Source organism: Agrococcus sp. GCM10030265 (genome assembly GCF_042666675.1).
Taxonomy (GTDB): Bacteria; Actinomycetota; Actinomycetes; order Actinomycetales; family Microbacteriaceae; genus Agrococcus.
Map to the genome: position 1 here is coordinate 1,271,510 of NZ_JBHTCZ010000002.1, position 14,720 is coordinate 1,286,229.

The 14,720-nt window shown below is 73.5% G+C and carries 9 protein-coding genes and 1 other RNA gene; 3 read left to right on the forward strand and 7 right to left on the reverse strand.

Annotated features, from left to right (window positions below; all coding sequences use genetic code 11):
• Nucleotides 1-103 precede the first annotated feature (103 nt).
• From ACFQPP_RS10505 to ACFQPP_RS10520, 4 genes are all read right to left on the reverse strand, one after another.
• Entirely contained in the window at nucleotides 104-1,147 is a 1,044-nt protein-coding gene (locus ACFQPP_RS10505; RefSeq protein ID WP_376916538.1) for an aspartate-semialdehyde dehydrogenase, read from the reverse strand.
• Entirely contained in the window at nucleotides 1,144-2,415 is a 1,272-nt protein-coding gene (locus tag ACFQPP_RS10510; protein ID WP_376916539.1) for an aspartate kinase, read from the reverse strand. The genes ACFQPP_RS10505 and ACFQPP_RS10510 overlap by 4 nt, the downstream gene beginning before the upstream one ends.
• Nucleotides 2,416-2,515: 100 nt before the next feature.
• Complete coding sequence (gene recR / locus ACFQPP_RS10515; protein ID WP_376916540.1) at nucleotides 2,516-3,115, reverse strand: recombination mediator RecR; 600 nt, start codon at nucleotides 3,113-3,115, stop codon at nucleotides 2,516-2,518.
• A complete protein-coding gene (locus tag ACFQPP_RS10520; protein ID WP_376916541.1) occupies nucleotides 3,115-5,760 on the reverse strand; it encodes a DNA polymerase III subunit gamma and tau in 2,646 nt (881 codons plus the stop codon). Before ACFQPP_RS10520 ends, recR begins: the two co-directional genes overlap by 1 nt.
• Nucleotides 5,761-5,882: 122 nt before the next feature.
• Here ACFQPP_RS10520 and ACFQPP_RS10525 point away from each other — a divergent pair, with 122 nt between their 5' ends.
• Entirely contained in the window at nucleotides 5,883-6,791 is a 909-nt protein-coding gene (locus ACFQPP_RS10525) for an aldo/keto reductase (protein WP_376916542.1), read from the forward strand.
• 14 nt (nucleotides 6,792-6,805) lie between these two features.
• Nucleotides 6,806-6,902, forward strand: an RNA gene (gene ffs / locus ACFQPP_RS10530) — signal recognition particle sRNA small type.
• Nucleotides 6,903-7,000: 98 nt separating this feature from the next.
• On the opposite strand, the gene ACFQPP_RS10535 is transcribed toward ffs, so the two are convergent.
• From ACFQPP_RS10535 to pta, 3 genes are read right to left on the reverse strand one after another with little or no spacing between them, the layout of a single operon-like run.
• Entirely contained in the window at nucleotides 7,001-7,174 is a 174-nt protein-coding gene (locus tag ACFQPP_RS10535) for a hypothetical protein (protein WP_376916543.1), read from the reverse strand.
• Nucleotides 7,175-7,183: 9 nt separating this feature from the next.
• Nucleotides 7,184-8,371 (reverse strand): acetate/propionate family kinase, encoded by a 1,188-nt coding sequence (locus tag ACFQPP_RS10540; protein ID WP_376916545.1) that lies wholly within the window; start codon nucleotides 8,369-8,371, stop codon nucleotides 7,184-7,186.
• Nucleotides 8,368-10,467, reverse strand: a complete 2,100-nt coding sequence (pta, locus tag ACFQPP_RS10545; protein ID WP_376916546.1) for a phosphate acetyltransferase — start codon at nucleotides 10,465-10,467, stop codon at nucleotides 8,368-8,370. The genes ACFQPP_RS10540 and pta overlap by 4 nt, the downstream gene beginning before the upstream one ends.
• 212 nt (nucleotides 10,468-10,679) lie before the next feature.
• On the opposite strand from pta, the gene ACFQPP_RS10550 reads away from it, so the two are divergent.
• Nucleotides 10,680-14,660 (forward strand): cell wall-binding repeat-containing protein, encoded by a 3,981-nt coding sequence (locus tag ACFQPP_RS10550; protein ID WP_376916548.1) that lies wholly within the window; start codon nucleotides 10,680-10,682, stop codon nucleotides 14,658-14,660.
• The last annotated feature ends 60 nt before the right edge of the window (nucleotides 14,661-14,720 follow it).

Consider the following 14,720-nt stretch of genomic DNA (forward strand, 5'->3'; position numbering starts at 1 on the left):
TGCGGCGCCTCCCGGTCACGCTCCCGTGCCGCGGACGACCCTCGCACCCGCTGCGAGCACGAGGGGGCGGGGCCGCCTGGCCCCGCCCCCTCGATCGTGCGCGCTACGCGGCGATGCGCGCGGCGAGCAGCTCGGCGATCTGCAGGGCGTTGAGCGCCGCGCCCTTGCGCAGGTTGTCGCTGGAGAGGAACAGCACGAGGCCCCGACCCTCCGGCGCCGACTGGTCGGCGCGGATGCGCCCCACGATCGTCGGATCGGTGCCCGCGGCATCCTGCGGCGTCGGGACGTCGGCGAGGACGACGCCCTCGGCCTCCGCGAGGATCTCGCGCGCGCGCTCGGGGCTGATCGGCCGGTCGAACTCGGCGTGGATCGACAGCGAGTGGCCCGTGAAGACCGGCACGCGCACGCATGTGCCCGCGACGAGGAGGTCGGGCAGCTCGAGGATCTTGCGGCTCTCGTTGCGCAGCTTCTTCTCCTCGTCGGTCTCGCCCTCGCCGTCGTCGACGATCGAGCCGGCGAGCGGCAGCACGTTCATCGCGATGGGTGCGACGTAGCGCTCGGGCGCGGGCAGCTCGAGGGCGTGACCGTCGTGCGTGAGACGCTCCGGATGCTGCGCGACGGCCGCCTGCAGCTGGCCGAGCAGCTCCTCGACGCCCGCGAGACCCGTGCCCGAGACCGCCTGGTACGTCGCGACGGTGAGCCTCGTGAGGCCCGCCTCCGCGTCGAGCGGCTTCAGCACGGGCATCGCCGCCATCGTCGTGCAGTTGGGGTTCGCCACGATGCCCTTGGAGATCGCGTCGAGCGCGTGCGGGTTCACCTCGGAGACGACGAGCGGCACGTCGGGATCCATGCGCCATGCCGACGAGTTGTCGACGACCGTGACGCCCGCTGCGGCGAATCGCTCGGCCTGCGCACGCGACGTCGTCGCGCCCGCCGAGAAGATCGCGACGTCGAGCCCTGCGGGGTCGGCGATCGCCGCATCCTCGACCGTGATCAGCTCGCCGTCGACGCTGAGCTGCGAGCCGGCGGAGCGTGCCGACGCGAACAGCCGCAGCTCGTCGTACGCGAGCCCGCGCTCCTCGATGAGCTGGATGACCTTGCCGCCGACCTGCCCCGTGGCGCCGACGATGCCCAGCCGGAGTCTCATCGCCCGGTCCCCGCGTGCACGACGGCATCCTCGTCGGCGTCGAGGCCGAACGCGGAGTGCACCACGCGCACGGCGTCGTGGAGCTGGTCGGCGCTCGTGACGACCGAGATGCGGATCTCGCTCGTCGAGATGAGCTCGAGGTTGATGCCGGCGTCCGACAGCGCGCGGAACAGCTTGGCCGAGACGCCGACGTTCGTGCGCATGCCCGCCCCGACGAGCGCGAGCTTGCCGATCTGGTCGTCGTGCAGCACCTGCTCGAAGCCGACCTCGTCGCGTGCCGCCTCGAGCGCCTCGAGCGCGCGCGCCGCATCCTCCTTCGGCAGCGTGAACGTGATGTCGGTGCGGCCGGTGGCCGCCGCCGACACGTTCTGCACGATCATGTCGACGTTGGCGTTCGCCTCGGCGACGATCGTGAAGATGCGCGCGGCCGTGCCCGGCACGTCGGGCACGCCGACGATCGTGATCTTCGCCTCGCCGAGGTCGCTCGCGACGCCGACGATCTGAGCCTCTTCCATCGTCCCCTCCTTCTCGGGGTCGTAGACGATCGTGCCCTCCTGGTTCGTGAACGAGGAGCGCACGTGCAGCGTGACGCCGTGGCGCCGCGCGTACTCGACGCTGCGGATGTGCAGCACCTTCGCGCCCGCGGAGGCGAGCTCGAGCATCTCCTCGCTCGTGATCCTGTCGACCTTGCGGGCGCGGGGCACGATGCGGGGGTCGGTGGTGAACACGCCGTCGACGTCGGTGTAGATCTCGCAGACGTCGGCGTCGAGCGCCGCGGCGAGGGCGACGGCGCTCGTGTCCGAGCCGCCGCGGCCGAGGGTCGTGATGTCGCCCGTGCCCTTGTTGAAGCCTGCGAAGCCCTGGACGATGACGATCTTGCCCTCGTCGAGCGCGTCGCGGACGCGGCCGGGCGTGACGGAGACGATGCGCGCGGAGCCGTGGGTGGCGTCGGTGAGCATGCCCGCCTGGCTGCCCGTGAGCGACAGCGCCTCGCCACCCATCGACGTGATCGCCATCGCCAGCAGCGCCATCGAGATGCGCTCGCCCGCGGTGAGCAGCATGTCGAGCTCGCGGCCGTGCGCAGGCAGGCCGGGCACGACCTCGTGCGCGAGGTCGAGCAGCTCGTCGGTCGTGTCGCCCATGGCCGACACGACCACGACGACGTCGACGCCGCGCTTGCGCGTCTCGACGATGCGCTTCGCCACGCGCTTGATGCTCTCGGCGTCGGCGACGCTCGAGCCGCCGTACTTCTGCACGATGAGGCTCACGGGAACTCCTGGAGGGGTTGGGCGAGCACTCAGTCTACGGTCGCCGGCATGCGGCGCTCGGCCGTGTGACGCGCTGCGTCGAGCGGCGCTCGACGCAGCGTCAGCTCGTGACCTGGCGGCGCCCCTCGAAGGCCCGGCCGAGCGTCATCTCGTCGGCGAACTCGAGGTCGCCGCCCACCGGCAGGCCGCTCGCGAGCCGCGAGACCGTGATGCCGAGCGGCGAGAGCGTGCGGATGAGGTAGGTCGCCGTGGCCTCGCCCTCGACGTTCGGGTCGGTGGCGATGATGATCTCCTGCACCGTGGCGTCCTGCAGGCGGCGCAGCAGCTGCGAGATGCGCAGCTGGTCGGGACCGACGCCCTGCATGGGGTTCAACGCGCCGCCGAGCACGTGGTACAGCCCGCGGAACTCGCGCGTGCGCTCGATGGCGACGACGTCCTTCGGCTCCTCGACGACGCAGATCGTCGTGGGCACGCGGCGCGGATCGCGGCAGATCACGCAGCGCTCCTGCTCGCCGACGTTGCCGCAGATCTCGCAGAACCGCACCCTGTCGCGCACCTCGGCCAGCACGCGCGACAGGCGAGACACGTCGAAGGTCTCGGTCTGGATGATGTGGAACGCGATGCGCTGCGCCGACTTCGGGCCGACGCCGGGAAGCCTCCCCAGCTCGTCGATGAGCTCCTGCACGATGCCGTCGTACATCAGCGCATGCCCTCCCTGCCGTCGAGCGGGATCTCCTCGAGGAACTCGGCTCCGAGCTCCTCGCGCACGACGGCCTCGCCGTAGCGCGCGTCGTCCATCGCGGCGCGGCGCGCGTCGACGACGCGATCGGGCCCAGCCATCGACGTCGCCGGGGCGGCCTGGGCCGCGGCGCGGGGCGCCGTGGCGGAGGGCGCCGCCTGCATCGCCGCGGCGGTCGCCTCGACGGCCGCCGCGGCTGCTGCGTGGTCGACGACCTGCTCGTCGGGACCCCAGGGATCGTCGGGCGCCTCGTCGTCGGGCACGCCGTCGGACGCGGGCGTCGGCGCGGGCGCGGGCGCCGATGCCTGCGCGGGTGCGGGCGCCTGCGCGGGTGCGGGGCTCGCGCCAGGCACGGGCGGCGCCGACGTCGGCGCCTGACGGATGGGCGTCACGACGGCGCCCGGGGCCTCGGCCTCGGCGCTCGGGATCGTGGCGACCGCCCAGCCCACGGTGGCAGGCGCGGTCGCGGGCTGCGTGCGCGCAGCAGGCGCGGAGGCGGCCGGCTCGGGCCGCGCCCCGCCGGCGGCTGCCTCGCGGCGCGGCGCGGGTGCCGGCGCGACGGGATCCGGGCCGGAGCGCTGCGATGCGGAGGGCTGCGATGCGGAGGACTGCGCGGCGGTCGCGGTCGCGGCTGCGCCACCCGTGGGAGCAGGGGCCGCTGCCCCGCGCGTCGATGCCTCGGTGGCGCTCGTCGGGGCCGGCGGAGCACTCGTCGGCGGCTCGGGGGCGCTCGTCGGCGGCTCGGGGGCGCTCGTCGGCGGCTCGGGTGCGCTCGTCGGAGGCTCAGGGGCGCTCGACGGCGCCTCGGGCGCGGTCGGCTGCGACTCGGCCGCCGACGTCGACGGCTGCGGGGCCGCGAGCGACGGTGCGGTGGGCGCCCGGGGCGCAGGCTCCGCGTCGGCGTCGTCGGCAGGGGACTGCGTCGCGCGAGCACGCGGACGCGTGCCCTCGGGCGGGCCGATGAGGTTGCGCCGGTACTTCACCGACATGCCGAGCACGTGCTCGATCGAGGCGCGCAGGTGCTCGGCGGGGCTCGTCGCGCCGCCGGGCTTCGCCGGGAACGCATCGTGGTCGCCCTGGTTGCGGAATCCCATGCGCAGGATGTCGCCGTCGAGCTCGAGCACCTCGGCCTGCGACACGAGCAGCCAGGCGGGCCTGCTGGCGTCGCCGAGGTGCGTGAGCACCTCGTCCCAGGCGTCGCGCAGCTGCTCGACGCTCACCGAGCCGACCGCGGCGGGCGCGGCGACCTCGGCTGCGGACACCGCTGCGGCGGCCGGCGCGGGCGACGCGGGCGCCGGCTCGGTCTCGGCGACGCCGGCGGACGTCGAGGTCGACGCGGGCGCGGACGCGGGGGCCGCCGCGGCGGGCGCAGCCACGCGTGCAGCCACCGGCGCGGTGGCAGCGGGCGCGGCAGCCGCTGCCGGAGCGGCATCCGCGGTGGCGCCCGCGACGCCGATGCGGCGCTCGAGGCGCTCGACCCGCGCGAGGGTGCCGAGCTCCTGGTCGCCTGCGGCGGGCACGAGCAGGCGCGCGGCCATGAGCTCGAGGTGCACCTTCGGGCTCGTGGCACCCGTCATGTCGGTGAGGGCCTTCGCGACGACGTCGGCCGAGCGCGACAGCTCGACGGGCCCGAAGGCGCGCACCTGGCGCAGCATGGCGTCGAGCTCCTCCTGCGGCACGCCGTGCAGCAGCGACGCGGGATCGTGGGCGGCACGCACCACGATGAGGTCGCGCAGCCGCTCGAGGAGATCCTCGACGAAGCGCCGAGGATCCTGGCCCGACTGGATGACGCGGTCGACGGCCGAGAACATGGCGGCGGCGTCTCGCGCGCCGAGGGCGTCGACGGCGTCGTCGAGCAGCTCGGCGTGCGTGAAGCCCAGCAGCGCCACGGCCTGCGCGTACGCGACGGTGGGCGTCTCGGAGCCCGCGATCAGCTGGTCGAGGATGGAGAGCGTGTCGCGCGCGGAGCCGCCGCCGGCGCGGATGACGAGCGGCAGCACGCCGGGCTCGGCCTGCACCCCCTCCTCCGCGGTGAGGCGCGAGACGTACTCGAGCATGGGCGCCGGCGGGATGAGCCGGAACGGGTAGTGGTGCGTGCGCGAGCGGATGGTGCCGATGACCTTGTCGGGCTCGGTCGTCGCGAAGATGAACTTCACGTGCGGCGGCGGCTCCTCGACGATCTTCAGCAGCGCGTTGAAGCCGCCGGAGGTCACCATGTGCGCCTCGTCGATGATGAAGATCTTGAAGCGGTCGCGCGCGGGGGCGAAGGCGGCGCGCTCGCGCAGGTCGCGTGCGTCGTCGACGCCGCCGTGGCTCGCGGCGTCGATCTCGACGACGTCGAGCGAGCCACCGCCGTCGCGGCCGAGCTCGACGCACGAGTCGCACGTGCCGCACGGGGTGGGCGTGGGGCCCGCGGCGCAGTTGAGGCAGCGCGCGAGGATGCGGGCGCTCGTGGTCTTGCCGCACCCGCGCGGCCCCGAGAACAGGTAGGCGTGCCCGACGCGATCGCCGCGGATGGCGGCGCTCAGCGGATCGGAGACGTGCGACTGCCCGATGAGCTCGGCGAACGACTCCGGCCGATACCGGCGGTAGAGCGCAGCGACCATGCAGGCCAGGCTACCGGCGGCCACCGACGCGCGGCGCACGCCCGCAGCGGACGACGCGCCCGAACGGCCGGCCGCGTGCGCGTGAGGGGAATCCCGCGCGACGCGGGACGTTGACCCCCTGCATGACCTCCCTCGACCACGGCCCCCTCATCCTCGGCGGCAACGCCTTCGGCTGGACGAGCGATCGCGACGAGTCCTTCGCCGTGCTCGACGCGTTCCTCGCGGCGGGCGGACGCTCGATCGACACCGCCGACGTCTACTCCGCGTGGGTCGACGGCAACGCCGGCGGCGAGTCCGAGACGATCCTCGGCGAGTGGATCGCGTCGCGCGGCGTGCGCGACCGCGTCGTCGTCGCGACGAAGGTCTTCCAGCACCCCGAGCGCCCCGGCCTCTCCCCCGCCAACGTGCGCGCCGCGCTCGACGACTCGCTGCGCCGCCTGCAGACCGACCACGTCGACCTCTACTACGCGCACCGCGACGACCCCGAGGTGCCGCAGGAGGACGTCGCCGCCGTCTTCGACGAGCTCGTGCGAGCAGGCAAGGTGCGCGAGGTCGGCGTCTCGACCTTCGAGCCCGAGCGCGTGCGCTCGCTCGTCACCGCGGCCGACGCCGCGGGGCTCGCTCGCCCGACGACGAGCCAGGACCGCTACAACCTCGTGTCGCGCGAGGCCGAGGAGACGCTGCTGCCGACCCTCGCGGACCTCGGGCTCGTCGAGGTGCCGTACCCGTCGCTCGCCTCCGGCTTCCTCACGGGCAAGTATCGCCCCGGCGTCGACGTCGACTCGCAGCGCGCCGGCATCGCAGCCCGCTACCTGGAGGATGCGGCGAACGTCGCGCTGCTCGACGTGCTCGACGACGTGGCAGCCGCCCACGGCACGACGGTCGCCGCCGTGTCGCTCGCATGGCTGCGGCAGCAGCCGCTCGTCGCAGCGCCGCTCGCGAGCGCGCGCACGCCCGAGCAGCTCGCCGACCTCCTCGCGTCGGCCGACGTCGAGCTGACGACCGACGAGCTCGCACGCCTCGCCCGATAGCGGGTACGATGGTCGACGGCTCCCCGCGTGGCGCCATCCAGGCCAACTCCCCCAGGGCGGAGACGCAGCAAGGGTAACCGGGCTCTGGCGGGTGCGCGGGGAGTCTTCTGCATCCTCGGGCCGGCGCGGCCGGCCGCGCACGCGAGCGGCCCGCCGAGGACGCGATGCGCGGTGGCTCGCCGAGGCCGCGCCGCGACGCGGCGCGCGGGCTACTCCGCGGGCTTCCGCAGCACCGCGCGCAGCACGAGCAGCACGACGACGGCGACGATGGCGACGAGCGCGAGGCGGAAGCCGAACGCGAGCACGCGCAGCGCGACGTCGACGACGAACCAGGCGATCACGACCGCGACGACGACGCCGAGGACGGTCCAGACGCTGCGCATGCCCCCAGGCTACGCGCCGACGACCGCGGCCGACTGCGTCGCGATCTCGAGCTCCTCGTCGGTCGGCACGATCCACACCTGCACGCGCGAGTCGTCGGTCGAGATGCGGCGCTCGCGCGGACCCGACGCGTTGCGCTCGGCGTCGACGCGGATGCCGAGCTCCTCGAGCCCCTCGAGCGCCGCGGCGCGCACCTGCGGCGCGTTCTCGCCGACGCCTGCCGTGAAGGCGATGGCGTGGGCGCCGCCGAGCACGGCGAGGTAGGCGCCGACCGTCGAGCGCAGTCGGTGCGCGAGCACCTCGAGCGCCTCGACCGCATGGTCGACCCCGGCATCCGCCGCCCGCTGCACGTCGCGCATGTCGCCAGACCCCGTGAGCCCCAGCAGGCCGGAGCGCTTGTTGAGCAGCGCGTCGAGCTCGTCGACCCCGAGGCCCGCGACCCGGTGCAGATGCACGAGCACGCCCGGATCGACGTCGCCCGAGCGCGTGCCCATCACGAGGCCGGCGAGCGGCGTCATGCCCATCGACGTCTCGACCGAGCGGCCGCCGTCGACCGCGCACGCGCTCGCACCGTTGCCAAGATGCAGCACGATGGTGCGCGTCTCCTCCAGCGGGCGACCGAGCAGCTCGGCCGTGCGACGCGAGACGAACTGGTGGCTCGTGCCGTGGAAGCCGTACTTGCGCACGCGATGCTCGTCGGCGACCGAGCGGTCGATCGCATAGCGCCACGCCGCGCGCGGCAGCGTGCGGTGGAAGGCCGTGTCGAACACCGCGACGTGCGGCAGCGCCGGGAAGGCGACGCGCGCGGCGCGGATGCCCAGGAGGTTCGCCGGGTTGTGCAGCGGCGCGAGCGGCGAGAGGTCGTCGATCTGCGCGGCCACCGCATCGTCGATCACGACGGCGCCGTCGAAGCGTGCGCCGCCCTGCACGACCCGGTGCCCGACCGCGACGAGCCCCGCGTCGTCGAGCGCGGGGCCGTGCTCCGCGAACGCGGACAGCACACGGCGGAAGGCCTGCTCGTGGTCGCCGACGTGCAGCTCGGCGTCGTGCCGCGCATCGCCCACCCTGTGCCGAGCGCTCGATCGGGCCTCGCCGATCCGCTCGACGAGCCCCGTCGCGAGCGCCGAGCCCGACGCGAGGTCGACGAGCTGGTACTTGAGGCTCGACGAGCCGGCGTTGACGACGAAGACGCTGCTCACTCGGCGCCACCCTGCGACTGCGTCTGGGCCTGGATGGCCGTGATGGCGACGGTGTTGACGATGTCCTGCACGAGGGCTCCCCTGGAGAGGTCGTTCACGGGCTTGTTGAGACCCTGGAGCACGGGGCCGATCGCGAGCGCGCCGGCCGAGCGCTGCACCGCCTTGTACGTGTTGTTGCCCGTGTTGAGGTCGGGGAAGACGAAGACGGTGGCGCGGCCCGCCACCTCGCTGCCAGGCATCTTCTTCGCGGCGACGACGGGGTCGGCTGCGGCGTCGTACTGGATGGGCCCCTCGACGAGCAGCTCGGGTGCGCGCTCGCGCACGAGGGCCGTGGCGGCGCGCACCTTGTCGACCTCGGCGCCCGAGCCTGACTCGCCCGTCGAGTACGACAGCATCGCCACGCGCGGGTCGATGCCGAAGTCGCGCGCCGTCTGCGACGACGAGATGGCGATGTCGGCGAGCTCGGTGTCGCTCGGCTCGGGCACCACGGCGCAGTCGCCGTAGACGAGCACGCGATCGGCGAGCGCCATGAGGAAGACGCTCGAGACCACCGAGACGCCCGGCTTCGTCTTCACGACCTCGAACGACGGGCGGATGGTGTGCGCCGTCGTGTGCGCAGCGCCCGAGACCATGCCGTCGGCATCGCCGAGGTGCACCATCATCGTGCCGAAGTACGACACGTCGGTCACGCGCTCCCACGCATCCTCGAACGTCACGCCCTTGTGGGCTCGAGCCTCGGCGTACGCCTCGGCGTAGCGGCGCCGCAGCGTCTCGTCGGTCGTCGGCACGACGCGCGCGTCGGCGAGGTCGAGGCCCAGCTCGGCAGCGCGAGCGCGCACCGTCGACTCCTCGCCGAGGATCGTGAGCCTCGCGACGCCGCGCTGCAGGATCGTGGAGGCGGCCTGCAGGATGCGGTCGTCGTCGCCCTCCGGCAGCACGATGTGCCGCACGTCGGCGCGCGCGCGCTCGATGAGGCCCTGCTCGAACATGAGGGGCGTGACGACCGTGGAGTCCTGCAGCTCGAGCAGGTCGAGCAGGGCGTCGACGTCGACGTGCTGCTCGAAGAGCGCGAGCGCCGTGTCGCGCTTGCGCTGCGTGCCGGTGGAGATGGCGCCGCGCGTGCCGGCGATGCGCCTCGCCGTCTCGTAGGTGCCGTGCGGCGATCGCGCGATGGGCATCGTGAGGTCGAGGCCGTCGATGAGGCGCTGCACGGGCGGCGCGAGGTCGAAGCCGCCGTTCAGGATGATGCCCGCGACCGTCGGGAACGACTCGGAGCGCTGCGCGAGCAGCGTCGCGACGACGACGTCGGAGCGGTCGCCGGGCACGACGACGATGCCGCCGTCGATGAGCCGGTCGAGCACGTGCTCCATCGACATGCCCGCGACGACGGTGCCGAGCGACTCGCGCTGCGTGCGCGCGGCATCCCCTCCGACCATCTCCGCGTCGGTCGCGTCGAACAGCTGCTGCACCGTGGGGGCGCCGAGGATGGGATCCTCGGGGATCGCCCACACCGGCACCTCGATGCCCACCGCGCGGGCGACGGCCTCGACGTCGGCCGTCGCGGCGTCGCTGCGGTTGACGACGACCGCCGCGAGCCGCGCGTGGCCGGCCCGCAGCTCGGGCAGCGTGAGCTCGCCGAGCTGGCCGAGCGCGTCGACGCTGCGCGCCGCGCCCGTCTCGGGGTCGCGGCCGCCGAGCACGAGCACGACGGGCGCGCCGAGGTTCGCGGCGACGCGGGCGTTGAAGCCGAGCTCGGTCGGGCTGCCGACGTCGGTGTAGTCGGAGCCGACGACGACGATCGCGTCGAAGCGGTCCTCGAGGAGGTGGAAGCGCGTCACGATCGTCGAGAGCGCGGCCTCGGCATCCTCGTGCACCGCCTCGTACGTCGTGCCGATCGCATCCTCGTAGGAGAGGTGCACGGCGTCGTGGGCGAGCAGCAGCTCGAGCACGGCGTCGCGCTCGGTCGTCGAGCGCGAGACGGGCCGGAAGACGCCGACGCGTCCCACCCGGCGCGAGAGCGCATCGACGAGGCCGAGCGCGACGATCGACTTGCCTGCGTGCCCCTCGGGGGAGGCGATCATCATCCGTGAGGTCACGTCGTCCAGCCTAGGGATGGGTGGTCGCGGGGGCGACGGGTTGCGGCCTCTGACGGGCGCTTTCCGTGAGCATCGCTCACGACACGCCGTGTCTCTGGCGCGATGGTCACGACTGGGTAACGCTTCGCCATGCCCGCGACAGCAGCCGCCTAGGTTGTCCCACAACATCCCGCCGACCGTGCGGGGATCCTCGTGACGAAGGACACCCTCCTGTGAGCACCACCACGCAACGCCGTGTGCCGCTCCGCCGCTGCCTCGCCTCGATCGCCGCCGTGACCATCGGTCTCGGCGGCGTCGTCGTCGGCGCGACGGCGGCGTCCGCAGCGCCGAGCAGCCCGAGCGCCGACCTCAGCGGCTTCGTCGACGGACGCTACGTCGTCCAGCTCGTCGACGACAGCGCCGCCCTCTACATGGGCGGCCTGCCCGACCTCCAGCGCACCGCGCCCACCGGCACCGAGTCGCTCGACGACGCCGACCCCGAGGTCGTGGCGTACAGCGACTACCTCGCGACCGAGCAGGCCGAGGTGGCCGACTCCGTCGGCGCCGACGTCGAGACGAGCCTCACGCTCACGATCAACGGCTTCATCGCCGACCTCTCCGTCGACCAGGCGATGCGCCTGAGCCTCGACCCGCGCGTCGCGGCCGTCACGCCCGACGAGGTGCTGCAGATCACCTCCTCCCCCGCCAACGAGTTCCTCGACGTCGAGGGCATGTGGAACCAGATCGGTGGCGTCGAGGGCGCAGGCGACGGCGTGGTCGTCGGCGTGCTCGACACCGGCATCGCACCGGAGAACCCGCTCTTCGCAGGCGAGGCGCTCGGCACGACCGCCGGCGCGGAGCCGTACCTGTCGGGCGACGAGATCCTCTACGTCAAGGGCGACGGAGAGACCTTCACCGGCACGTGCGAGACCGGCCCCCAGTTCACCGCCGAGATGTGCTCCACGAAGATCGTCGGCGCCCAGTTCTTCGCCGAGGGCGCCCTCGCAGGCGCCGCCGCGGGCAGCTTCGAGTTCGGCTCCGAGGAGCAGGTGCCCGGCGAGTACCTGTCGCCGCGCGACGGCGACGGCCACGGCTCGCACACCGCATCCACCGCCGCCGGCAACCACGACGTGCCCATCACGTCGGCGGGCGGCCAGGACCTCGGCACGATGTCGGGCGTCGCACCCGAGGCCCGCATCGCCGCGTACAAGGTCTGCTGGTCGGGCCCCGTGCCCGAGTCGACCGACGACGACGCATGCTTCGGCACCGACCTGCTCGCCGGCATCGAGGCCGCGACGGCCGACGGCGTCGACGTCATCAACTTCTCCATCGGTGGCGGCGCAGCCGACTCCGTGCTCGCCGCATACGACGTCGCCTTCCTCGGCGCCGCGGCAGCCGGCATCTTCGTGTCCGCATCCGCGGGCAACGCCGGCCCCGACGCGACGACGCTCGACCACGCGTCGCCCTGGTACACGACCGTCGCCAACACGACGATCCCGAACTACGAGGCCACGATCACGCTGCCCGACGGCTCGCTGATCCCCGGCGCCTCCATCACCGTCGACATGACGGAGGGTGCCGAGCCGTTCTCGGGCCCGCTCGTCTACGCGGGCGACATCCCCGCCGAGGGCGCCTCGGCAGCCGACGCAGCGCTCTGCCTCCCGGGCTCGCTCGCGACCGTGGCCGAGCGCACCATCGTGCTCTGCGACCGCGGCAGCAACGCGCGCGCCGAGAAGTCGACCGTCGTGGAGGCGGCAGGCGGCGCAGGCATGATCCTCGGCAACCCCACGCCGAACTCGATCGACCTCGACGACCACGCGGTGCCGACGGTGCACATCGACGCGGCGTACTACGCCGAGGTGCTCGCCGTCGCACGCACGACCCCGTCGCAGACGGTCTCGTTCACCGCGGGCAACACCTCCGGCATCGAGACCCCGGCCCCGATCGTCGCGGCCTCCTCGTCGCGCGGACCGGTCATCGCCGACGGCAACGACGTCATCAAGCCCGACATCGCGGCCCCCGGCACCGGCATCATCGCGGCCGGGCCGAACGCCGCAGGCGCCGAGCCCAGCTACGCCTTCCTCAGCGGCACCTCCATGGCGGCGCCGCACGTCGCGGGCCTCGCAGCCGTCTACCTCGGCGACCGTCCGCTCGCGACGCCCGCCGAGATCAAGTCGGCGCTCATGACCACGGCGACCGACACCGTGAACGCCGACGGCAGCGTGAGCCAGGACTGGTTCGCGCAGGGCGCCGGCTTCGTGAACACGGCCGACTTCCTCGACGCCGGCGTCTACTACGCCAACGGCACGGCCGACTGGTACGGCTACCTGCGCGGCATCGGCTACGCACTGCCCGACGCATGGGTGGGCGCTCCGATCGACCCGAGCGACCTCAACATCCCGTCGATCGGCATCGGCGCCCTCGCAGGCACGCAGACGATCACGAGGACGCTCACGGCGCTCGAGCCCGGCTCGTACGCCGTCGAGGTCGACGCACCCGAGGGCGTCGCCACCACGGTGTCGCCCACGACGCTCTCGTTCACCGAGGCGGGGCAGCAGCTCTCGTACACGGTCGAGTTCGACGTGCAGGGCGCCGCGACCGACGCGTGGTCGACGGGCTCGCTCACGTGGAGGAGCGCCGAGCACACGGCACGGTCGCCCATCGCGGTGTACCCCGTGACCGTCGCCGCTCCCGAGTGGCTCGAGGGCACGGGCACGGCGGGCACGGCGCCCGTCACCGTCACCTCCGGCATCACGGGCACGATCGACGTCGGCGCCAACGGCCTGTTCCCGTACGAGGAGCTCTTCTCGGGCGAGGGCGCGTCGGACGACCGTCTCGCATCGCCGGCCTTCCAGGTCGCGGAGGGCGAGCTCGCTCGCCACTTCTCGCTCGACAGCCTCGACGACGCCTCCGACCTCGACCTCGTCGTCGACCGCGTCGTGCCGATCCCGGGTGGCGGCTTCCAGCCGGTCGAGCGCTTCTCGGTCGGCACCGAGTCCGGCGACGAGACGCTGCTCATCGAGGACCCGACGCCCGGCACGTGGATCGCCTACGTCGACGTCTACGCGTCGAACGAGGCCACGACGGCGTTCACCCTCGACGCCGCGGTCGTCACCGCCGGTGCGGGCCTCGGCTCGTTCACGGTCGAGCCCTCGACCCTCGCGGTCGAGGTGGCGCAGCCCGCCTCGTACGAGGCGTCGTGGCGCGACCTGCCCCTCGACGGCGAGTTCCTCGGCGCGCTGACGTACTCGACGACGGATGCCGTGCGCACCTACGTGCACGTCACCACCGGCGAGGCGACCATCCCGGCGCCCGAGCGTCTCGCGGGCGACGACCGCTACGAGACCTCGGTCGCGGCCTCGCAGCTGGGCTACCCGGACGGCTCCGACGTCGTCTACATCGCGAGCGGCGTCAACTACCCCGACGGCCTCGCCGCCGGTCCGGCAGCCGCCTACGAGGGTGCGCCGCTGCTGCTCACCGAGCCCGCAGGGCTGCCGGGGTCGATCGTCGACGAGCTGGAGCGACTCGCTCCGTCCCGCGTGGTGATCGTCGGCGGGCTGCCCTCGGTGTCGGCCGCCGTGGAGGACGCCGTCGGCGACCTCGCCGGCGTCGAGACGGTCGACCGCCTCGGCGGCGCCGACCGCTTCGAGACGTCGCGCCTCGTGGCCGACTACGCCTTCGGAGAGGGTGCGGGCACGGCCTTCATCGCGACGGGACGCACGTTCCCCGACGCGCTGACGGCCGGCGCGGCGGCGGGCTCGCTCGACGCCCCCGTGCTGCTCGTGGACGGCCTCCAGCCGACCCTCGACGCCGCGACCATGGCCACCCTCGACGAGCTGGGCGTGACCCGCACGCTCGTCGCCGGCGACCCGGTGTCGGTGTCGAACGGCATCTACCGCCAGCTCGTGGACGCCGACCTGTCGCCGTACCGCGCTGCGGGCGCCGACCGGTTCCTCACGGGCATCTACATCAACCAGCAGGTCTTCGACTCCGCGGACGCGATGTTCATCGCCAGCGGCCTGAAGTTCCCCGACGCGCTCTCCGCATCCGCACTCGCGGGTGCCATGGACGCACCGCTCTACGTGGTGCGGCCGGAGTGCGTACCGTCGGAGATCATCAGCGAGAGCCTGCGCTTCGGCCAGCCCGACGTCTACTTCATGGGCGACGAGGCGACGCTGGGTGCAGGAGCGGAGAGCTACGCCACCTGCGGCTAGCGACACGCGGATCGGAGGGGCGGGATCGCGAGATCCCGCCCCTTCGGCGTCCGCACCCCC